Below are 21,287 nucleotides of genomic sequence, written 5' to 3'. Positions count from 1 at the left end.
TTCCTCTGTCGCAGCCCTCAAGGCCAGTCAAGAAACAAGGAGTCCGAATAGTGACCAAGCGAGTAGCGTTAGTGACCGGCGGTACCGGCGGTATCGGCACCGAGATCTGCAAGAAGCTGGCCCGTCAGGGTCATGTGGTCGTGGCCAATTACCTGCCCGCCCTGCAGGCCGAGGCCGAGGCCTGGCAGCAGCAGATGAAGGCGGAAGGCCTGGACATGCACATCGCCGCCGGAGATGTGTCCTCGTTCCAGTCCTGTGCCGACATGATCCAGGACATCGAGTCCCGCCTGGGACCCGTCGACATCCTGGTCAACTGCGCCGGCATCACCAAGGACAAGACGCTGCGCAAGATGACCGAAGACCAGTGGCGTGATGTCATCAACATCAATCTGAACAGCGTGTTCAACGTCACCCGTCACGTGGTGGAGGGAATGACTTCCCGCGGTTTCGGCCGCATCGTCAACATCTCCTCCGTCAACGGTCAGAAGGGTCAGTTCGGTCAGGCCAACTATTCCGCGGCCAAGGCCGGTATGCACGGCTTCACCATGGCGGTGGCCCAGGAGACGGCCGCCAAGGGTGTCACCGTCAACACCGTGTCCCCCGGCTATACCGCCACGGCCATGACCGACGCCATGCCCGAGGATGTGCGCAACGCCATCGTGGCGCAGATTCCGGCCGGGCGCATGGGCTCCACGGCCGACATCGCCTTCGCCGTGGCCATGCTCTGCGACGAAGAGGCGGGCTACATCACCGGTGCCAACATTCCGGTCAATGGTGGTCTGTTTACCTCCTTCTGAGGCTGTTGTTCGCCCTATCGGCTGAGACCACGTCTCGTGCGGGCCCCGTTTCGGGGCCCGTTTTCTGTGTTCAAGGGCTTTTCTGAAGCGTGATGGATGTCACGAAAAATTGAAAGTGATGTGGTAAAAATGCATCCTCAACGCTTGATTTGATGATATTTATTCGCACCTGGTTTTATCTGGTGCTATTCTCCCCCGTGTTTTGGGGTTAAGCGGAAATTTCCACCAAGGGAATTCCGCCCTGTCCAGGCGGGCGTCGGGAGAACGTCCGCAAAGGGGAGTCGGCGCCGCCGATGTCTCCAGCGCTTTGACCGTCCGGGTCTTGCCGGCGTGACCGGAAAGGGACCCGCGCCCGATAACATGCGTGCCGTCAGAAGCCGGCGGGACAAGGGCAAGGCATTGTGAGCAAATTACGGGGGCATCCATGCCGTTTTCAAGACCAAGTGTTTCGATGGTGATGGGAATCTTTGCTGTTTTCCTGATCATTATTGCTTTGTATCCCAAGATTCTTTCCGGTTTCGGTGGTGATTCCTCCCCGTCCGCAACCCTTACCCAGGCCCTGGACATCCCCGCGGGCCCGTCGGCCGAAGGGGGCGCAGCCCTGCCGGCCGCTCCCGAGCCCCGGGAACGACGCCGCATTGCGGTGGCTTCGGCCGCCGAGGTAGGGCAGGGCGAATTGCAACGGGCTTCCTTCATGCCCCAGGAGCGCATGAGCCCGGCGCCGGGGACGGACGAGAATCCAACCTCCTACGAGTCCTTCAGCCTGGGTGACGAGGAAGAGGCACCCAAGGCTTCCGATTGGTTCGAGTACACCATTGCCCGTGGTGATCGCCTATCCTCCCTCTGGGTCGGGGACTGGGGGCTGCCGCTGGCCACCCTGTACCGCCTGCTGGGCGATGCCGAAAATGCCCGCGTGCTCAATCGCCTGAGTGTGGGGCAGCAGGTGGAGTGGCAGACCGATGATGAGGGCTATCTGACCCGCCTGCGGATCTGGACCGAGCGTGGCAAGGGCGTGGAGTGGGAGCGGGTCGCGGACGGCTGGGACTTTGAACGCCGCGAAGTGCAGAACAGTCGTGAGATCACCCATATGGTGATCACTGCCAGGGTCGAGGGCAGCATTTCCGCTGCCCTGGCCGGTCGGGACGAACTCTCCGGTCGGTCGGCCGCCGCCCTGGCGGTGCTGTTGGATCGTCACCTGCCGGTACGCATGCATGCCCGCAGTGGGGATGTCTTCTCCCTGCTGGTGGAACAGGAGACCCTGGCCGGCGAGAGCGAGCCCATCGAGCTGCGACTGCTGGCCTTTGATTACCAGGGGGCACAGTTGAACATCAGTGCCGCCCGTCATGTGGACGGACGCTTCTACACCCCCGAGGGGCACAGCTTGCTGCCGCCCTTTGACCGGCGTCCCTTTGCCGGCAGCTATCGGATCAGTTCTCCCTTCGATCTGCGGCGCCGGCATCCGGTGACCGGCACCGTCGCCCCCCATCACGGTACGGATTTCGCCATGCCCATCGGTACGCCGATTCAGGCACCCGCCGACGGCCGGGTGGTGCGGGTGGATGAGCATCCCTATGCCGGTCGCTTCCTGGTGATTGAGCACGGGCAGGGCTATACCACCCGCTATCTGCATCTGAGTCGCGCCCTGGTGCGTCCCGGCGAGACGGTGTCACGTGGCCAGCGTATTGCCCTGTCCGGCAATACCGGTCGCAGCACCGGCCCCCATCTGCACTATGAGCTGCACGTGAATGGTCGCCCCGTGGATGCCATGCGGGCTGAACTGCCGCGCAGCGAGCGCCTGGCCGGTGAGGAGCTCAAGCGGTTCCAGAAGGTGAGCGGCACTCTGCTGGCGGAAGTGAAGGGGCCGCGTCAGTCCCGTCAGGTGGCAATGCTGCCGTATTCCGAAATGGCCATGTGATCCATGGCATGAAGCCGCCGGGCGGGCATGACCCCGCCCGTGGGCGCCGGCTTCATCAGGTAAAGTCCTCATGCCGATACGAAGCTGCTATGATAGCGCCCACAACAAGCAGCATAAGACATGCGTGTCCAACGAACTTCAGCCAATTCAGCCTGAATCCGGTGCCGGTGCTCCCCGCATCTATGCCCGTGCGGAGCACGGCATTTCCCGCGCCAACATCAGCGAGAACGCCCTCAAGGTCCTCTACCGCCTGAAGGATGCCGGCTTTCGTGCCTGCCTGGTCGGCGGTGGGGTGCGGGATCTTTTGTTGGGCCGCGAACCCAAGGACTTCGATGTGGCCACGGATGCCCATCCAGAGGAGGTCCGGCGCCTGTTCCGCAATTGCCGGCTGATCGGGCGGCGCTTCCGTCTGGCCCATGTATTTTACGGGCCGGAGATCATTGAGGTCGCCACCTTTCGTGCCCCCCATGACAGCTTCGTCGATGAGGGGGATGCCGATGGCGCCGCCGAGGCCCTGATCGAGGACGGTCGCATCATCCGGGACAATGTCTACGGCACCATCGAGCAGGATGCCTGGCGCCGGGATTTTTCCATCAATGCCCTCTACTACGACATCCGGGATTTTTCGGTGGTGGATTACACCGGCGGCATGGATGATCTCAATCAGGGGATATTGCGGCTGATCGGTGATCCCGAAGTGCGTTACCGGGAAGATCCGGTACGGATGCTGCGTGCCGTCCGTTTCGCCACCAAACTGGGCTTTCGCCTGGATGCGGCGACGGAGTCCTGCCTGTCCCGTCTGGGGGATCTGCTGCTGGATGTGCCGCCGGCGCGCCTGTTCGACGAGGTGATCAAACTGTTTCACGCCGGCTGCGGGCTGCAGACCTTCGAGGCACTGCGGCATCACGATCTTTTCGGACGCATGTTTCCGCTGACGGAAGAGGCCCTCGCCCACGAGGAAGAGGGCTTTCCCATCACCTTCGTGGCCAATGCCCTGCGTAATACGGATGAACGCATCCAGTCCGGCAAGGGGGTCAATCCGGCATTCCTTTACGCGGTTCTGCTGTGGGAGCCGGTACGCCACGCCGCGCGCCGCTTCATGGAGGAGGGCGAGGCCGAACTCCCCGCGCTGCAACATGCCGGGAGCATGATTCTGTCCCGCCAAGCCCGCCATATCCTGATCCCCAAGCGCTTTGCCCTGCCCATGCGGGAGATCTGGGAACTGCAACCCCGCTTCGAACATCGCCGCGGTGCCCGCGCCCTGCGCCTGCTGACCCACCCCCGGTTCCGGGCTGCCTATGATTTCTACTGTCTGCGTGCCCGCTCCGGCGAGGCGCTCGCGGAAGGCTGCGAGTGGTGGACCCGACTGCAGGAAGTGGATGAGGCGGAGCGGCGTCGCATGGTGGAAGTGTCCGACAAGAAACCCCGGTCCCGCCGGCGACGCCGGTCGCGCGGCAAGTCATCCGGCAACGTCTGACGTCATGACGCCCGCACTGGCCTATATTGGTATCGGCGCCAATCTGGGGACGCCGCGCACCCAGGTTCTTGATGCCCTGGAGGCCTTGGCGAGCTTGCCCCATTCCCGCCTGTTGCGGCAGTCCTCCCTCTATCGCAGCCCTCCCATGGGGCCGGCCGATCAGCCGGACTACATCAATGCGGTGGCCGCACTGGAAACCCGACTCTCTCCCTCGGAACTGCTGCAGGCATTGCTGGAATTGGAACGTCGTCATGGTCGTGTCCGCCACGGCGAGCGCTGGGGGCCGCGAACCCTGGACCTGGATATCCTCCTCTATGGTGACCGGGTCATCCGGGAGCCGCATCTGACGGTGCCCCATCCCGGTATACAGGCGCGAGCCTTTGTCCTGTATCCTCTGGCGGAAATAGCCCCCGATCTCCGAATTCCCGGCCAGGGAGCGCTGGCGGATCTGCTGGTCCGGTGTCCGCTCTCCGGCCTGGAAAGACTGGTGGAAGAACCTGCATGACTGAAGCCGAACCGACGTATATCGCTGTCGAGGGTCCCATCGGTGTGGGCAAGACCAGCCTGGCCCAACGCCTGGCCGAGGTCCTCGGTGCGGAGCTGGTGCTGGAATCCCCCGAGGACAATCCCTTTCTGGAGCGTTTTTACCAGGATCCCCGCGGTACCGCCCTGCCCACCCAGCTCAGCTTTCTCATGCAGCGTCTGCGGCTGCTGCGCGACATGGCCAGGCAGGAGGCGGGACACCCACCAATCCGGGTGGTGGATTTTGTGCTGGCCAAGGATGAGCTGTTCGCTCAGGTGGCCCTGGACACCGACGAGTATCGTCTGTATCAGCAGATTCGCAATGAGCTGGACCGGAATGTCCCCCGGCCGGATCTGGTGATCTATCTGCAGGCCCCGGTCGAGGTTCTGCGGGAGCGTATCGCCCAGCGGGGACGCGCCTTCGAGCGCATGATGGACAGCGTCTATCTGCAGCGTCTGAGTGATACCTATGCCAGTTTCTTCTATCATTATGCGGAGGCCCCGCTGCTGATCGTCAACGCCGGCGAGATCGACTGGGTCAAACGGGACGAGGATTTTCAGCAGCTGCTGACGTTCATGCGCACGGTGCGCGCGGGGCGTCATTACTTCAATCCGCTACCGTCCGCCGTCTGAGCGGTGGTCGGTGGGGCGGACCATCATCTTCATTCTGATAACCGCGGATATAGCGTGAGCGTACACTCCCAGACAAAGAGGCTGACCCTGCGGGATCTGCAGGGCCTGTGCGAGAGACAGGAACCCATCGCCAGTCTCACCGCCTACGATGCCATCCAGGCCCGTCTGATGGACGCGGCCGGCGTGGATCTGGTGCTGGTGGGGGATTCCCTGGGCATGGTGGTGCTGGGCCACGAAACCACGGTACCGGTGACGGTGGATGATGTGATCTACCACACCCGGGCCGTGGCCCGTGGCCTGCGTCGTGCCCTGCTGATGGCCGACATGCCGTTCATGAGTTACGTGTCGGTGGACCAGGCCCTGCACAATGCCGCCCGACTCATGCAGGAAGGCGGGGCGCAGATGGTCAAGCTGGAGGGAGATGCCCAGCAGGTGGCAGTGGTCACCGCCATGTCCCATCACGGCATCCCTGTCTGTGCCCATCTGGGGCTGCGGCCCCAGTCGGTCCACAAGCTCGGTGGGTACCGGGTCCAGGGACGGGAGGCGGCAGCTGCCCAGCGCATGATCAAGGATGCCATGGCCCTGCAGGAGGCCGGCGCCGACATGTTGCTGCTGGAATGCGTACCCTCCACCCTGGCGGCGGAGATCCGTGCCATGGCCCGGATCCCCGTCATCGGCATCGGTGCCGGTGTCCAGTGTGACGGACAGATCCTGGTGGTTCAGGACATCCTGGGGATGACCGATCACGCCCCGCGCTTTGCAAAGAATTTCCTCGCCGAACAGCCGAGCGTGCAGGCCGCTCTGGCGGCCTATGTGCAGGCTGTCAAATCGGGGGCATTCCCCGCCGCGGAACACAGCTTCCTGACCTGATCATGGATATCGTACATCATGTTGAAGACCTGCGAGGCGCACGCCGGGCCTGGCAGGCGGAGGGCTGCACGGTTGCCTTGGTGCCCACCATGGGCAATCTCCATGAAGGCCACCTGAGTTTGGTGCGCCATGCCCGAACCCTGGCGGACCGGGTGGTGGTGAGCATCTTCGTCAACCCACTTCAGTTCGACCGGGCCGAAGACCTGGCCGCCTATCCCCGTACCCTGGCGGAGGACTGCCGGCTGCTGGCGGCCGAGGCCGCGGACCTGGTGTTTGCGCCCTCCGAAGGTGAGCTGTATCCGGCGGGTCGGGAGCAGGTGACCCGGGTGGACGTGCCCGAACTGTCCGCATTGCTGGAGGGGGCGCATCGGCCGGGTCATTTTGTCGGCGTGGCCACCGTGGTCTGCAAGCTGTTCAACCTGGTGCAGCCGGATGTGGCCGTGTTCGGCGAGAAGGATTTCCAGCAACTGCTGCTGATCCGGCGCATGGTCGCCGATCTGGATATCCCGGTGCGCATCGAAGGGTTGGCCACGGTCCGGGAAGCCGACGGCCTGGCCATGAGTTCGCGCAATGCCTATCTGGGCGCGGATGAACGCCCATTGGCCCCGGCTGTTTATCAGGTGCTGTCGGAGCTGGCCGCGCGCATGCAGGCAGGGGAGCGGGATTGCCCCGGTTTGGAGCGGGAAGCAGAGAAAATACTTGAAAAACGGGGTCTGCGGCCCGATTATGTTGCAGTGCGGCGAAGACGGGATCTGTTGCCGCCGCAGCCGGGAGACACCCAACTGGTGATTCTGGCGGCCGCTTGGCTGGGCCGGGCGAGGCTCATTGACAATCTATGCCTGGACCTTCCCTCATCCGCCGGATGAGGGAAGTCCTGTATGTGCAGGGATGATAACGACAGCCCCTCGGGGACTCGAAGGGGCGTAATGCCTGGAGGATGTTTGAAACCATGTTCTTGACTCTGCTCAAATGCAAGCTCCACAGGGCGGCGGTAACCCACGCCGAGCTGGACTACGAAGGCTCCTGTGCCATTGATTCGGATCTCCTGGAACTGGCGGGCATTCGCCCCTATGAGCAGATCCAGATCTACAACGTGACCAATGGGGAGCGTTTCACCACCTATGCCATCCGTGCCGAGGCGGGCAGTCGTGTGATCTCGGTCAACGGTGCCGCGGCTCACAAGGCCAGTCCCGGTGATCGGGTGATCATCTGCGCCTACGCCCAGATGACGGCGGCCGAGGCGGACCTGTTCAAGCCTTCCCTGGTCTACCTGAACGAGCATAACCACGTCACCGGCACCGGCGACGAGATTGCCACCCAGGCCGCCTGAGCAGACTTCACCGGGTGGGGTGTCAGCTGCCCCGGTGCGTGGATGTTTTCAGACAGTCCAGGTGCCAGTGACACTCCACCCGTTCGCAGCTCCCTGTCTCGGCGGAGCCGAAGCAGGGTGAGTTTCCTTCCGTCACCTGAATGGCCCGGATCAGTTCTCTCTTGGGTAATGAGCCGGGATCAATGCCCTTGTTCTGGGCGATATAGCGAACCGTGGCCAGATTCATGGCCGATCACCTCCGCCGTCTTTCGGCAAGCATGTAGTTGACAGGCTGGATTGCATCGCGCCCTGACAGTCGGCGGCGACGCCTTACCGATTATGGTCCGTCCGCCGGATTTTGCCTGCCGCCGCCGCCGTTTGGCGCTACCTGTCATCCCATGAATGCTTCCGTCCGTCAGCCGGTGTTGCGCATCCCCGCCGCAATGGCATTGATGGAGCGCAGTAGGGGGGAAAGCCATGGGTCATCCACCCCGTCGCTTCCGCTCCCCTGCAGGGCCCGATGGCGTCTCAGCAGGGTGATCTGGATGTGATTGAGGGGGTCCAGATAGGGATTCCTGCGCATCAGGGACAGGGCCAGCACCGGGTTGTCATCCAGCAGGGTCTCCTTGCAGGAGACGGTGAGTACCTCCTCCACCGTGCGAAGGTATTCCTCCCGGATGAGACCGAACACCCGCTCCGCCAAGCCTCGGTCGTGACATAGTCTGGCGTATTCTTCCGCGATCTCCATGTCCGCCTTGGCCATGGACATCTGGCTGTTGGAGAGCAGGGCGCGGAAAAAGGGCCATTCCCGATACATCTGCCGGAGCTGTTCCAGACGCCCGGGATCGTCCTTGCGCCACTGCCGCAGGGCGGTGCCCAGGCCGTACCAGGCGGGAATGGTGTGGCGCGACTGCGCCCAGCCGAACACCCAGGGGATGGCGCGGATGGAATTCTTGGAGCGGTCTGCCTTGCGCCGATGAGAGGGACGGGAGCCGATGTTGAGCTGACCGATTTCCTCCACCGGCGTGACTTCGTAGAAATAGTCCAGCACACCCCGGGTGTGGTCCGTCAGGGTGCGATAGGCCTTTTCCCCCTGCTGGGCCAGGGTGTCCATGACCTCCAGATCCGCTGTCCGGTCCTGGCTGCCCAGGCCGATCAGCCCCCCGCTGGCCTTGATCAGCCCCGTGGTGCCCATGCTCAGCTCGTAGATGGCCGTTTCCGTGTTGCTGTACTTGTAGGACAGGACCTCCCCTTGTTCGGTGAATTTGATTCGGGCCTGTACCGTGCCGGGCGGCTGGGCCAGGATGGACTCGTGGGTGGGGCCGCCGCCGCGACCGATGGTGCCGCCCCGGCCGTGGAACAGACGGCATTCCACCTCGTGGGCGCCGGTGATGGCGATGATCCGCTGCTGGGCCTGGTACAGGTTCCAGGCGGAGGCGAGGATGCCGCCGTCCTTGCAGGAGTCCGAGTACCCCAGCATGACTTCCTGAAGATTGCCCGCGGCGCGCAGCAGGGTCCGATAGATGGGGTTGCCCAGCAGGTGCTCCAGCACCGACTCCACGTGCCGCAAGTCCTCGATGGTTTCAAACAGGGGCGAGATCCGGACATGGCAGAAGGGCTCGTCCTGGTCGTTGCGGCCGCACAGTCCCGCCAGGCGTGCCAGCAGCATCACTTCCATGACATGGGAAGCGGCGTGGGTCATGGAGATCACGTAGGTGCCGATGCCTTCCGGACCCACCTCGCCGCGCATGCGGGCAATGACGTGGAAGACCTCAAGGGTTTCCCGGGTAGTCTCGGAGAGGGCATCACGGGAGAGGTTCGGCCACTGTTCCCGATCCAGCAGTTCGGAGAGTCGCCGCAGGCGGGATGCCTCGTCCTGCTTGCCGTAGTCGATGTCCGGTTCCCATTGGGCCAGGATTTCCGTCACCGCCGTGGTGTGCACGGTGGATTCCTGTCGGACATCCAGGTGATGCAGATGAAAGCCGAAGGTTTCCACCAGGCGGATCAGGTCGGTCAGTTCTCCGCGGGCTACATTGCCGTCCCCGTGGCTGATCAGGGAGTCGCGGATCAGGGTCAGATCCCGCAGCAGGGCCTGGCTGGAGGCATAGGCCGCATGGGTGGGCATCACCGCCGTTTCCCCGGCGAGCCGACGACGCACCGTGTCGAGGGTCTCGCGCAGCCGGTAACGGATGATGTAGAGCTTGCGCCGGTAGGGTTCCGATTCCATTTTGTCCGGCAGCTCCTTGAACACCGCCCTGGAGATATTCTCATCCTCCTCGAGGCTCTGCATGAAGGCCTCGGTGGGGCGGCACATGAGCAGGGAATGGGTCAGGACGAAACGCAGGGTGTGCACCCGGCGCAGGTATTCGGACAGCACCTGCTCCATGGCCAGGCGACAGGCCATTTCGGTGATGGCCGGGGTGACGTAGGGATTGCCGTCCCGGTCCCCGCCGATCCAGGAACCAAAGCGCAGGAAACTGGGCACCCTGATGGCCGGGTTGCCGTGTTCGTCGCTGCCGTAGCTGCGCCGGATCGCCTTTTCCAGCAGGCGGTAGGTATGGGGCACGGCGTCGAACAGGCTTTCCACGTAATAGAACAGCCCGTACTTGATCTCGTCCTGCACCTGGGGCTTCTTCACCCGCACTTCATTGGTGCGCCACAGGATCTGGATCTGCACCTCAAGCTGGCGGGTCAGTTCTTCCCGTTCCTCCCGGCCCAGGCGCGGCATGTCCAGGCGCTCCGCCGCCAGGAAGATGCGCCGCTGGGCCTCCATCACCGTGCGCCGCCGGGCCTCGGTGGGATGGGCGGTGAACACCGGCATGTATTCCAGCCGGTCGAGCAGGCTTTCCAGCGCCCGCGGGGGGACGCCCCGGCCGTGGAAAACCCGGATGGTGTGATCGAAGGAGCCCAGCCACAGGGGGCCGCCTTCGGTGACCTGGCGGCGGCGCTCCCGGTGCAGGTATTCCTCTTCGGCCAGGTTGACCAGGCTGAAGTAGATGCTGAAGGCCCGGATGATGGTTTCCAGGGTCTTCGGGTCCAGGGCGTCGATATAGCGCATCAGACGCTCCCGCTTGTCCGGGTTGTCCTTCTTGCGCAGCGCCACGAAACCCTTGCGCAGGGTTTCCACCGCCTGCAGTACCGCTTCCCCTTCCAGGCGCCGGATGATGTTGCCCAGCAGATTGCCGAACAGCTTCACCCGGGCGCGCAGTTCCCGGTCCCTGGGGACCAGGAAGCGAGAGGTGTCCTTGGTGGTGGTGGGCATCATCGGTTCACCAGTCGCTTGTAGAGATCCTGATAAGCCTGGGCGCTGCGGTCCCAGCTGAATTCCTGGCGCATGCCGTGCCCCATGAGACGGGTCCAGACGGCGCGGTCCCGGTACAGGGCGAGACCCCGTTGAATCGCCTCGCCCAGGGCCTCGGTGGTGGGGCCGTCAAAGACCAGGCCGGTGGCGGTCCCCTCGGCCATGTGGTGGGCGTCGGCGTCGATCACCGTGTCCGCCAGGCCGCCGGTGCGCCGGACCACCGGCACGGTGCCGTAGCGCAGGCTGTAGAGCTGATTCAGGCCGCAGGGTTCGAACCGGGAGGGCATCAGGAACAGATCCGCTCCGGCTTCTATCTGGTGGGCCAGGGCCTCGTTGTAACCCACGTGCAGACCCATGGCGCCGGGGTAGCGCGTGGCCATGGCCCGGGCCCGTGACTCCAGGGTGCGGTCGCCGCTGCCCAGGATGACCAACTGGATCTGACCGGCCGCCAGCAGGGGTTCGCAGGCGGACAGGATCAGGTCCACCCCTTTCTGTGCCACCATGCGCCCCACGTGGCCCAGCAGCGGTATGTCGGGATTGATCTCAAGGCCGAAGTGGGCCTGCAGGGCGGCCTTGCAGTCGGCCTTGCCTTCTGGTTGTTCGACGTTGTAACGCCGGGCAAGATGGCGGTCTCCGGCCGGGTCCCAATGCCGGTAGTCGGCACCGTTGAGGATGCCGCTCAGATCCTGGGCGCGGGCATTGAGCAGGCCGTCCAGACCGTAGCCGAACTGGGCGGTCCGGATCTCCCGGGCGTAGGTGGGGCTGACCGTGGTGAGATGGTCCGCATAGACCAGTCCCCCCTTGATGAACGAGAGCTGGCCATGAAACTCCAGGCCGTACATGCCCCAGAATTCCGGCGGCAGGATCAGATCCTCGTGGGCATGGCGGGGGAACAGGCCCTGGTAGGCCAGGTTATGGATGGTGAACAGGGTCGCCGGCCGCTCTCCGTGCTGGCTCAGCAGGGCCGGGGCCAGACCCGTCTGCCAGTCGTTGCAATGCAGGACCTGGGGCTTCCAGTCCAGGCCTGCCTGGTCCAGGGACAGTTTCACGATGGCCCGGGCAAAGACGCCGAAGCGCAGGTGATTGTCTTGCCAGTCACGCCCGTCGGAGGCCCGGTAGGGATCCCCGGCACGATCAAAATGCAGGGGGGAGTCCACCAGATAGAGCCGGACGCGGGTCTTGGGCAGCAGCCCTTCCAGGATCCTGACCGGCTGCTCACTGCCGGCCACGGGGAACTCGGCCACCGTCTCCAGCTTGCCCACCGCGGCCCGGGCGGCCGGATAGGCTGGCAGAATCAGGCGGATATCGTGCCGGAGTCGTTTCAGGGCCGGGGGCAGACTGCCGCAGACGTCCGCCAGTCCGCCGGTCTTGATGAGGGGGTGTGCCTCGCTGGTGGCGAAGAGAATTCGCATAGGCCGATGTCATGTCCGCGGCGCCTTGATGACGTCACGGCCATGAAGCGCTCCCTGTTTATGATGGGTTTAGGACCATCATAATAAATAAATGATCTCGCGTTCGTGAACATAGAAATGGAGTGACCCATGAGCAACGCACTGCCCAAGACCCTCGCCTGGCAAGCCCTGGAAGCCCATCATGAGGCCGTTTGCGATCTTCACATGCGTGAGCTCTTTCGCCAGGATCCCCAGCGTTTTCAGCGCTTCAGCCTGCAGTTCGAGGACATCCTGCTGGACTATTCCAAGAACCGCATCACGGCCGAAACCCGGGATCTGCTGGTGGAACTGGCCCGGGCCGCGCTGGTGCCCCAGTGGCGGGACCGCATGTTCGCCGGTGAGCGCATCAATACCACCGAGGATCGGGCGGTGCTGCATGTGGCCCTGCGCAACCGCGGTGACCGGCCCATGTGGGTGGATGGGGAAGACGTCATGCCCCGGGTGCGCCGGGTGCTGTCCCACATGGGCGACTTCGTGGCGCGGGTGAGATCGGGGCAGTGGACGGGGCATACCGGTCGACCGATCCAGCATGTGGTGAATATCGGCATCGGCGGCTCGGACCTGGGGCCGCTGATGGTCTGCGAGGCCTTGAAACCCTATGCCCATGAGCGCCTGCAGATGCATTTCGTCTCCAACGTGGATGCCACCCACCTGACCCGGACTCTGGCCCAGGTGGACCCGGAGACGGTGCTGTTCGTGATCGCTTCCAAGACCTTCACCACCCAGGAGACCCTCACCAATGCCCATTCGGCCCGGCGCTGGTTCCTGGAACAGGGGGGCACTGAAGCGGCCATCGCCCGTCATTTCGTGGCCGTGTCCACCCACCGGGAAGCGGTGGCCGCCTTCGGCATCGATCCGGCCAACATGTTCGAGTTCTGGGACTGGGTGGGGGGACGCTATTCCCTGTGGTCCGCCATCGGCCTGTCCATTGCCCTGTCCCTGGGCATGGCCCACTTCGAGGCCCTGCTGGACGGTGCCCACGCCATGGATGAGCATTTTCGTGCCGCGCCGCTGGAGGAGAACATGCCCGTCATCCTGGCCCTGCTGGGCGTGTGGTACGTGAACTTCTTCGGCGCCCGCAGCCATGCCATCCTGCCCTATGACCAGTATCTGCATCGGTTCCCGGCCTACTTCCAGCAGGGGGACATGGAGAGCAACGGCAAGTCGGTGGACCGGCAGGGGCGGCGGGTGAGCTGGCACACGGGGCCGGCCATCTGGGGCGAGCCGGGGACCAATGGCCAGCATGCCTTCTACCAGCTCATCCACCAGGGGACTCAGCTCATCCCCTGTGATTTTCTGGCCCCCTGCCTGAGCCATCACCCCCTGGGGGAGCATCACGCCATCCTGCTGTCCAATTTCTTTGCCCAGACCGAGGCCCTGATGCGGGGCAAGACCCTGGAGGAATGCCGGGAGGAAATGCTGGCCGCCGGGATGTCCGAGGCCCAGGTACAGGCCCTGGCGCCCCATCGGGTGTTCGAGGGCAACCGGCCCACCAATTCCATCCTGTTCAAGCGCCTGACGCCCCGTACCCTGGGTTCACTGATCGCCCTCTACGAGCACAAGATCTTCGTCCAGGGGGTGATCTGGAACGTGAACTCCTTCGATCAGTGGGGGGTGGAACTGGGCAAGCAGCTGGCCCGCACCGTGTTGCGGGAACTGCGGGATCCGGACCCGGTGGCGGGGCATGATGCCTCCACCAACGGGCTGATCAACTACTACAAGCGGCTGGCACGGGAGTAAGCCCGGTCCTCATGCCCCGGCCAGCAGCGGCATCGCCAGGCCGAACACGGCGGCGGTCACCAGGATCAGTGCGATCAGGCTGATGCGCCATCCCGCCCGCACCATGTCCGGCACCGTGATCCGTTCGCTGCTGAAGACGATGGCATTGGGCGGGGTGGCCACGGGCAGCATGAAGGCGCAGGAGGCTGCCAGGGCGACGGGGATCGCCAGTAGCAGGGGGTCGTGACCCAGGCTGACGGCGAGGGCGGCCGCCAGCGGCAGCACCGTGGCGGCCGTGGCCGTGTTGCTGGTGACGTGACTGAGCAGCATGGCGCTCAGGGCCACGATGCCCACCAGGGTCCAGGTGGGCCAGTTGCTCAGTTGCACCAGGGAGGCGGCGATGTGGTCCGACAGGCCGCTGCCGCCGATGGCGGAGCCCAGACTCAGGCCCCCGCCCACCAGGATCAGTACCCCCCAGGGCAGCTGGCGCGTGGACTCCCAGTCCAGCAGGAACTGGTGACGCCGAAAGTCCGCCGGGATCAGGAACAGGGCCAGGGCACCGACGATGGCGATGCCCGGGTCGGTGATGGAGACGCCGGGGAACAGGGATTCCAGCAGTGGACGCAGGATCCAGGCCAGGGCCACGGCGACGAACACCAGCAGCACCCGCAGTTCCGCCCGGGTCATCGGGCCGAGCTGTTCCCGCTGCTGGCGCAGCAGTTCACCGATCCCCTCCAACGGCCGCCGGGACACCGGGAAGGCCCAGCGACACAGCACCCACCAGCAGGCCACCAGCAGGGTCAGGGCCAGCGGCAGACCTACCATCATCCACTGGGCAAAGCCGATCTGATGGTCGTAGTTGTCGTTCATGTAGGCGGCGAGCAGGGCGTTGGGCGGGGTACCGATGAGGGTGGCCATGCCGCCGATGTTGGCGCCGAAGGCGATCCCCAGCAGCAGGGCCAGCCCCACGTTGCGGACCTGCGCCTTGTCCATGCCCCGGTCTTCCAGCAGGATCAGCACCGAGATGCCGATGGGCAGCATCAGGGCGGCGGTGGCGGTATTGCTCACCCACATGCTCAGCCCCGCCGTGGCGCCCATGAAGCCGGCCACCAGGTGATCCAGTCGTTGTCCGGCCAGGCCCAGGATCAACAGGGCGATGCGCCGGTGCAGGTTCCAGCGCTGGATGGCCAGGGCGATCATGAATCCGCCCAGGAACAGGAAGATCAGGGGATTGGCATAGGGTGCCGCCGCTTCGGCGATGGTGCTTGCCCCCAGCAGGGGTAGTACGGCAATGGGCAGCAGGGCGGTGGCCGGGATGGGGATGGCCTCGGTCACCCACCAGATGGCCATGAGCGCGGTGAGGGCGGCCACGGCCCAGGTATGGGCGGCCAGTTCCCCGGGCGGGCCCGCCAGCAGCATGCCGAAAAAGACCAGGGGGCCAAGCACCAGCCCCAGCCTGGGCCGCCAGAGGGAAGGCGAGGCGGGCTTGGGCGCGGTGGATGTGCCGGCTTCCGTGGACGAAGTCATGATGCTCTCCATTGGGATATGACGGCCATGCCCGATATCCGGGTATCGGGTGGCATTGGTGTACCGCAGTATAGCCGCCGGTCATGTCATGCCGCTGACGGGCATGACGGGATGGCGGTGGACAAGAAGCGGCGGCCCTTGGGGCTGGGGGCCATGGGTCGGGACCCATGGTATGCTCTTGCCGAACAAAATGATGGCTGACGGGTAAATCATGACAAGAGCGACCGGCACTTACAACATCACCACCCTCAACGAGTTCATCATCCAGCGTCAGGCGGACTTTCCCTATGCCAAGGGGGAGCTGTCCCGGTTGCTGCACCATGTGGGCGTGGCGGCCAAGGTGGTGAACAAGAAGATCAACAAGGCGGGGCTGGTGGACATTCTGGGCCGGGCCGGCGACGTGAACGTCCAGGGTGAGGATGTCCAGAAGCTGGATCTGTTCGCCAATGAGCACTTCATCGCCGCCCTGCGTTCCACCGGCGAGTGCTGCGCCATCGCCTCCGAGGAAGACCAGGAAATCACCATCTTTGATGACGGCCTGTCCCGTGACGGCAAGTACGTGTTCTGCATGGACCCGTTGGACGGTTCGTCCAACATCGACGTGAATGTCTCCGTCGGCACCATCTTTTCCATCTATCGCCGCCGTACCGAGCGGGGCACCCCGGCGGACCTGTCGGACTTTCTGCAGCCGGGGACGGAGCAGGTGGCGGCCGGCTATGTGATCTACGGCTCATCCACCATGCTGGTGTACACCACCGGCAAGGGGGTGAACGGTTTCACCCTGGACCCGACCATCGGTGAGTTCTGCCTTTCCCACCCGGACATCCGCACCCCCGAGAACGGCACCATCTACAGTATCAACGAAGGCAACTATGCCCACTTCCCGGCGGGGGTGAAGCAGTTCATCAAGCATTGCCAGGTGGTGGACCCGGACACCCGTCGTCCCTATACCTCGCGCTACATCGGTTCCCTGGTCTCGGACGTCCATCGCAATCTCCTCAAGGGCGGGGTGTTCCTGTATCCCTCCACCCAGAAGGCCCCCCAGGGCAAGCTGCGTCTGCTGTACGAGTGCAACCCCATCGCCATGATCGCGGAGCAGGCCGGCGGCAAGGCCAGCGACGGCGCCCGCCGCATTCTGGAGATCCCGCCGGAGGATCTGCACCAGCGGGTACCGTTCTATGTCGGCTCGCGGCGAATGGTGGAGGATGTGGAGCGGTTCCTGGCCGAGGCCCGATAACCGGCATTCTCTCATTGACCGTGCCGGTCCAGGGCCCACCGCACATGTTCCCGCACACAGGCGCTGGGATGTTCCAGTCGCCGCGTCAGGGCTTCCCGGACGGTGGGTGAGGGCCGGGCATTGCCCAGCCCCACGGCCAGATTGCGTAGCCACCGTTCATGGCCGATGCGCCGGATCACCGACCCTTCGGTGAGTCGCAGGAAGGTCGGCTCGTCCCAGTCGAACAGGGTCACCAAGCCGATGTCATCCAGCCCATGCCGGGCACGAAAATCCGGTTCCACCGCCACCCCGGCCCGGCGATTCCAGGGGCAGACCAGCTGGCAGTCGTCGCAGCCGTAGATCCGGTTGCCCATCAGCGGCCGCAGCGGTTCGGGGATGCTGCCGGGGTGCTCGATGGTGAGATAGGAGATGCAGCGCCGGGCATCCAGCTCATAGGGAGCAACGATGGCCGCGGTGGGGCAGACGTCCAGGCAGGCCCGACAGCGACCGCAGTGACTGCGCTCCGGCTCATCCAGGGGCAGGGGCAGGTCGGTGTAGAGTTCACCGAGGAAGTACCAGGAACCGTGGTGCCGGCTGAGCAGGTTGGTGTGCTTGCCGATCCAGCCCAGTCCGGCCTTCTCCGCCAGGGCCTTTTCCAGCACCGGGGCGCTGTCGACAAAGGCCCGGTAGCCGAAGGGTCCGGTGACCGACTCGATGCGCTCGGCCAGGGTCTGCAGACGCTTGCGGATCACCTTGTGGTAGTCCCGTCCGAGGGCATAGCGGGAGATAAAGGCCGCCTCGGGATCGTCGAGCACGGAGCCGGCGTCCCGGGTCCGGGGCGGCCAGTAGGCCATGCGCACGGAGATGATGCGCAGGGTGCCCGGGACCAGTGCTTCAGGACGGGAGCGCCGGGTGCCGTGGCGGGCCATGTAGTCCATTTCGCCATGGCGGCCCTGGTCCAGCCAGCGCAGCAGGTGGGCCTCGTGGACGGCGAGGTCGGTGTCGCAGATGCCGGCCCGGTCAAAGCCCAGTTCCAGCGCCCAGGTCTTGATCCGTTGGGTCAGGGCGAGCAGATCAGTGGTGGTCATCCTGGGCTTATACTACGGCTGACAAGCCCTTTGCCACCGGATCGAGCCTGCCATGTCCGCCGACCTGTCCGAAGCCCTTTACACCGCAGCCCAGGTCCGGGAGCTGGACCGCCGGGCCATCGAGGATCACGGTATTCCCGGTTACACCCTCATGTGCCGGGCCGGCGCGGCCGCCTTCGACCGGCTGAGGCGGCAGTGGCCCGGGGCCCGTACCCTGGCCGTCTGTTGCGGGCCGGGCAACAACGGCGGGGACGGCTATGTGCTGGCTCGCCTGGCCCTGGAGGCGGGTCTGTCGGTGCGGGTGGTGGCGGCCACCGATCCCGCCCGGCTCCGCGGCGAAGCCGAGCGGGCCTGGCGGGACTGGCAGGCCTGCGGTCAGCCCCTGTCGGCGCCGGACGAGGCCCTGGCGGCCGCGGACGTGATCGTGGACGGTTTGCTGGGGACGGGGCTGACGCGGGCGGTGGAAGGCGACATGGCCCGCCTGATCCGCTCCATCAACCGGGCGGCCGGCCCGATACTGGCCCTGGACATCCCCTCGGGGCTGAATGCGGATACCGGCGCCGTCATGGGATGTGTGGTGGAGGCCGATGTCACCCTGAGCTTCATCGGCCTCAAACTGGGGCTCATGACCGGGGCGGGGCCGGCCTGTCGGGGGGAACTGTTCATGGATGGGCTGGGGGTTCCGGCGCCGGTGTTCGACGACCTGCCGCCGGCGGCCCGGCGGGTCCGGCCCGACCTGTCCCGGGCCTTCCCGCCGCGATCCCGGGATGCCCACAAGGGCCATTTTGGTCATGTGCTGGTGATCGGCGGCGGTCAGGGCATGCCGGGGGCTGTTCGGCTGGCGGGAGAGGCGGCGGCCCGGGTGGGGGCGGGACTGGTGACCCTGGCCACCCATCCCGATCATGCCGCCCTGATTCCCCTGGCGCGACCGGAATTGATGTGCCACGGCATCCAGCGCCCCGGTGACCTGGAGGTCCTGTTGGCGCGGGCCGACGTGGTGGCCGTGGGGCCGGGGCTGGGCACCGGAGACTGGGGGCGGCGCCTGTGGGCGCGCCTCGGGGACTGGGATGGGCCGATGGTGGTGGATGCCGATGGCCTGAATCTGCTGGCCGCCGCCCCCCGATGCCGGGAAGACTGGATTCTGACCCCGCATCCCGGTGAGGCGGCGCGCCTGCTGGGGTGTGACACAGCGACGATCCAGGCCGACCGACCCGGCGCGGCCGCCGCCATTGTCCGGCGCCATGGCGGCGTCTGTGTCCTCAAGGGGGTGGGCAGTCTGATCCGGGATGCATCCGGGCTGCATCTGTGTGATACCGGTAATCCCGGCATGGCTTCCGGCGGCATGGGGGATGTGCTGACCGGTATCATTGCCGGGTTGCTGGCCCAGCATCTGCCCGCGGGCGGGAGCCTGGCAGAGTCGGCGGCCCTGGGCTGCTGGGTCCATGGCGCGGCCGCCGATCGGGCGGCCCGGGTCGGTGAGCGGGGGCTGCTGGCCTCCGATCTTCTATGTCATCTGCGCGAGGTCATCAATTCATGATCCTGGAACTGGCGGACGAGGCCGCCACCGAAGCCTTCGGGGCTCGTCTGGCGGCGGCCTGCCCCCACGAGGGGGTGGTGTTTCTGGAAGGGGACCTGGGGGCGGGCAAGACCACCCTGGTCCGGGGTTTCCTGCGGGGGCTGGGGCATGGGGGGGCGGTCAAGAGTCCCACCTATACCCTGGTGGAACCCTATGACATCGCCGGTCGTCGCATCCTGCACTTTGATCTCTACCGACTGGAGGACCCCGAGGAGCTGGAATACCTGGGGGTTCGCGAGGAACTGGGGGGGCAGGCACTGAATCTGGTGGAGTGGCCGCGGCAGGGGCGGGGCTGGTTGCCGGCGCCGGATCTGTGCCTGTCCCTGACGGCCAGCGGCGCGGGACGTCGTGTGGTGGTGTCGGCGCAAAGCCCCGCCGGTGCGGAGTGGGTACGGCAGGTGATGGAGAATTCACCCTAAGACAGCCGCGTATCTGGCTAATATTACAGCCCTTTCAGGCTTGCAATTCCCGTCTCATCAGCCACACTATAGGAGAGAGAGTCTGAATCTTTTCAGGGGGTCGGAACCGTGACCGACGACGGATACCAAGCCAGGCGGCGGCAATTCCTGCGAAGTCTGCTGTTCGCCTCCAGTGCGACGGCGGCCGGTCTGTGGTGGCCGGGGGCCGTATGGGCGTCCGGTCAGACGGCGGTGAGAGGGGTGCGCACCTCCGTGGACGGCGAGGTGACGCGTCTGGTGTTCGAGCTCAGTGGTCCGGTGGATCATGCCGTGTTCACCCTCAGCAATCCGGACCGGGTGGTGCTTGATCTGCGCAAGGCCCGGGCCGCCGTCGATCTGCGTGCCGCCGGTGCCGCCTCGGGGCCTTTGCGCGGCGTGCGCCATGCCCCTCGCAATGAACAGGATCTGCGGGTGGTGATCGATCTCAGGCATCCCGTCAGTCCCCGAACCTTCCTCTTGCGGCCCGCCGACGGGGCCGGTCACCGTCTGGTGATCGACCTCCAGCAGGAAGGTGTTGCCGAGCCGGTCGTCACCCAGTCCGTCCGGGAAGCGGTTCGGTCCCGGGATGTGATCGTCGCCATCGATGCCGGACACGGGGGCAAGGACCCGGGCGCCATCGGACCCGGCGGTACCTATGAAAAAGACGTGGTGCTGGCCATTGCCCGCCGTCTGGAGACCCTGGTGCAGCGGGAGCCGGGCATGACGCCGGTGATGATCCGTACCGGCGACTATTTCCTGCCCCTGCGTGAACGCATCAACCGGGCGCGGCAGCAGCATGCCGACGTCTTCATCTCCATCCATGCCGATGCCGCCCCCAATGCCCAGGTGCAGGGTTCCTCTGTCTACATGCTCTCCGATCGCGGCGCCACCAGTGAGGCGGCACGTTGGCTGGCCCAGCGGGAGAACGAGGCCGACCGGCGCCTGGGGGCGGTGCCTATCAACGACAAGGATGACGTCCTGGCCTCGGTCCTGCTGGACCTGACCCAGAACGGCACCCTGGAGGCCAGCAAGACCCTGGCGGATGCCATGATCGGTGAACTGCACCGGGTGGGGAAGGTCCGCAGTCCCCGGGTGGAGCGGGCCGGCTTTGCCGTACTGCGTTCCCCGGATGTCCCTTCCGTGCTGGTGGAGGCCGCCTTCATCTCCAACCCCGCCGAGGAGCGCAAGTTGCGCACGCCGGCCTTCCAGCAGTCCATGGCCGAGGCCCTGCTCGGCGGCCTGCGGGCCTATTTCGACGGCCATGCCCCGCCGGGCACCCTGCTGGCGGAACGGCGCCGCGGGCGGCATGTGATCCAGCGCGGCGAGACCCTCTCCGGCATCGCCACCCGCTACCAGGTACCGGTGTCCCAGCTGCGCGCGCACAACAATCTCAGCTCCGATGTCATCCGGGTGGGCCAGGTGCTGGAAATTCCCATGCGGGATAGCTGA

18 protein-coding genes are annotated in these 21,287 nt (G+C 65.3%); 13 read left to right on the top strand and 5 right to left on the bottom strand.

The window, feature by feature from the left end:
- Positions 1 to 50: 50 nt before the first annotated feature.
- The 8 genes from phbB (at position 51) to panD (ending at position 7,544) form a co-directional block, all read left to right on the top strand.
- Positions 51 to 797, top strand: a complete 747-nt coding sequence (gene phbB, locus LQD11_RS11395; protein WP_238617647.1) for an acetoacetyl-CoA reductase — start codon at positions 51 to 53, stop codon at positions 795 to 797.
- A 451-nt stretch (positions 798 to 1,248) separates the two neighbouring features.
- Complete coding sequence (locus tag LQD11_RS11390; protein WP_238617646.1) at positions 1,249 to 2,712, top strand: peptidoglycan DD-metalloendopeptidase family protein; 1,464 nt, start codon at positions 1,249 to 1,251, stop codon at positions 2,710 to 2,712.
- A gap of 124 nt (positions 2,713 to 2,836) precedes the next feature.
- Complete coding sequence (gene pcnB, locus LQD11_RS11385) at positions 2,837 to 4,189, top strand: polynucleotide adenylyltransferase PcnB (protein ID WP_238617645.1); 1,353 nt, start codon at positions 2,837 to 2,839, stop codon at positions 4,187 to 4,189.
- Between the two features lie 4 nt (positions 4,190 to 4,193).
- A complete protein-coding gene (folK, locus tag LQD11_RS11380; RefSeq protein WP_238617644.1) occupies positions 4,194 to 4,694 on the top strand; it encodes a 2-amino-4-hydroxy-6-hydroxymethyldihydropteridine diphosphokinase in 501 nt (166 codons plus the stop codon).
- Entirely contained in the window at positions 4,691 to 5,344 is a 654-nt protein-coding gene (locus tag LQD11_RS11375) for a deoxynucleoside kinase (protein WP_238617643.1), read from the top strand. The genes folK and LQD11_RS11375 overlap by 4 nt, the downstream gene beginning before the upstream one ends.
- A 54-nt stretch (positions 5,345 to 5,398) precedes the next feature.
- Positions 5,399 to 6,214: a 3-methyl-2-oxobutanoate hydroxymethyltransferase gene (gene panB / locus LQD11_RS11370; protein WP_238617642.1), complete on the top strand. Its 816-nt coding sequence runs from the start codon at positions 5,399 to 5,401 to the stop codon at positions 6,212 to 6,214.
- A 2-nt stretch (positions 6,215 to 6,216) separates the two neighbouring features.
- On the top strand, positions 6,217 to 7,080 hold the full coding sequence (gene panC, locus LQD11_RS11365; RefSeq protein ID WP_238617641.1) for a pantoate--beta-alanine ligase: 864 nt from the start codon (positions 6,217 to 6,219) through the stop codon (positions 7,078 to 7,080).
- A gap of 83 nt (positions 7,081 to 7,163) precedes the next feature.
- On the top strand, positions 7,164 to 7,544 hold the full coding sequence (panD, locus tag LQD11_RS11360) for an aspartate 1-decarboxylase (protein WP_008930669.1): 381 nt from the start codon (positions 7,164 to 7,166) through the stop codon (positions 7,542 to 7,544).
- Positions 7,545 to 7,566: 22 nt separating this feature from the next.
- Here panD and LQD11_RS11355 read toward each other — a convergent pair whose 3' ends face one another.
- From LQD11_RS11355 to glgA, 3 genes are all read right to left on the bottom strand, one after another.
- A complete protein-coding gene (locus tag LQD11_RS11355) occupies positions 7,567 to 7,770 on the bottom strand; it encodes an SAP domain-containing protein (RefSeq protein WP_238617640.1) in 204 nt (67 codons plus the stop codon).
- 168 nt (positions 7,771 to 7,938) lie between these two features.
- Positions 7,939 to 10,785, bottom strand: coding sequence for a phosphoenolpyruvate carboxylase (ppc, locus tag LQD11_RS11350; RefSeq protein WP_238617711.1), 2,847 nt, complete (start codon positions 10,783 to 10,785; stop codon positions 7,939 to 7,941).
- Positions 10,785 to 12,236 (bottom strand): glycogen synthase GlgA, encoded by a 1,452-nt coding sequence (gene glgA / locus LQD11_RS11345; RefSeq protein WP_238617639.1) that lies wholly within the window; start codon positions 12,234 to 12,236, stop codon positions 10,785 to 10,787. The genes ppc and glgA overlap by 1 nt, the downstream gene beginning before the upstream one ends.
- A 129-nt stretch (positions 12,237 to 12,365) precedes the next feature.
- Here glgA and pgi point away from each other — a divergent pair, with 129 nt between their 5' ends.
- Complete coding sequence (gene pgi, locus LQD11_RS11340; RefSeq protein ID WP_238617638.1) at positions 12,366 to 14,015, top strand: glucose-6-phosphate isomerase; 1,650 nt, start codon at positions 12,366 to 12,368, stop codon at positions 14,013 to 14,015.
- A 9-nt stretch (positions 14,016 to 14,024) separates the two neighbouring features.
- On the opposite strand, the gene LQD11_RS11335 is transcribed toward pgi, so the two are convergent.
- A complete protein-coding gene (locus tag LQD11_RS11335) occupies positions 14,025 to 15,521 on the bottom strand; it encodes an SLC13 family permease (protein WP_238617637.1) in 1,497 nt (498 codons plus the stop codon).
- A 211-nt stretch (positions 15,522 to 15,732) separates the two neighbouring features.
- On the opposite strand from LQD11_RS11335, the gene fbp reads away from it, so the two are divergent.
- Positions 15,733 to 16,758, top strand: coding sequence for a class 1 fructose-bisphosphatase (fbp, locus tag LQD11_RS11330; protein ID WP_238617636.1), 1,026 nt, complete (start codon positions 15,733 to 15,735; stop codon positions 16,756 to 16,758).
- An 11-nt stretch (positions 16,759 to 16,769) separates the two neighbouring features.
- Here fbp and queG read toward each other — a convergent pair whose 3' ends face one another.
- Entirely contained in the window at positions 16,770 to 17,825 is a 1,056-nt protein-coding gene (gene queG, locus LQD11_RS11325) for a tRNA epoxyqueuosine(34) reductase QueG (protein ID WP_238617635.1), read from the bottom strand.
- 52 nt (positions 17,826 to 17,877) lie between these two features.
- On the opposite strand from queG, the gene LQD11_RS11320 reads away from it, so the two are divergent.
- The 3 genes from LQD11_RS11320 to LQD11_RS11310 all read left to right on the top strand — a co-directional run bounded on the left by LQD11_RS11320 (position 17,878) and on the right by LQD11_RS11310 (position 21,287).
- Positions 17,878 to 19,362: an NAD(P)H-hydrate dehydratase gene (locus LQD11_RS11320; protein WP_238617634.1), complete on the top strand. Its 1,485-nt coding sequence runs from the start codon at positions 17,878 to 17,880 to the stop codon at positions 19,360 to 19,362.
- Positions 19,359 to 19,820 (top strand): tRNA (adenosine(37)-N6)-threonylcarbamoyltransferase complex ATPase subunit type 1 TsaE, encoded by a 462-nt coding sequence (gene tsaE / locus LQD11_RS11315; RefSeq protein ID WP_008930678.1) that lies wholly within the window; start codon positions 19,359 to 19,361, stop codon positions 19,818 to 19,820. Before LQD11_RS11320 ends, tsaE begins: the two co-directional genes overlap by 4 nt.
- Before the next feature lie 108 nt (positions 19,821 to 19,928).
- Complete coding sequence (locus LQD11_RS11310; RefSeq protein ID WP_008930679.1) at positions 19,929 to 21,287, top strand: N-acetylmuramoyl-L-alanine amidase; 1,359 nt, start codon at positions 19,929 to 19,931, stop codon at positions 21,285 to 21,287.

The organism is Ectothiorhodospira shaposhnikovii, assembly GCF_022227765.1.
Lineage (GTDB): Bacteria > Pseudomonadota > Gammaproteobacteria > Ectothiorhodospirales > Ectothiorhodospiraceae > Ectothiorhodospira.
This window is presented reverse-complemented; position numbering and strand designations above follow the sequence as displayed.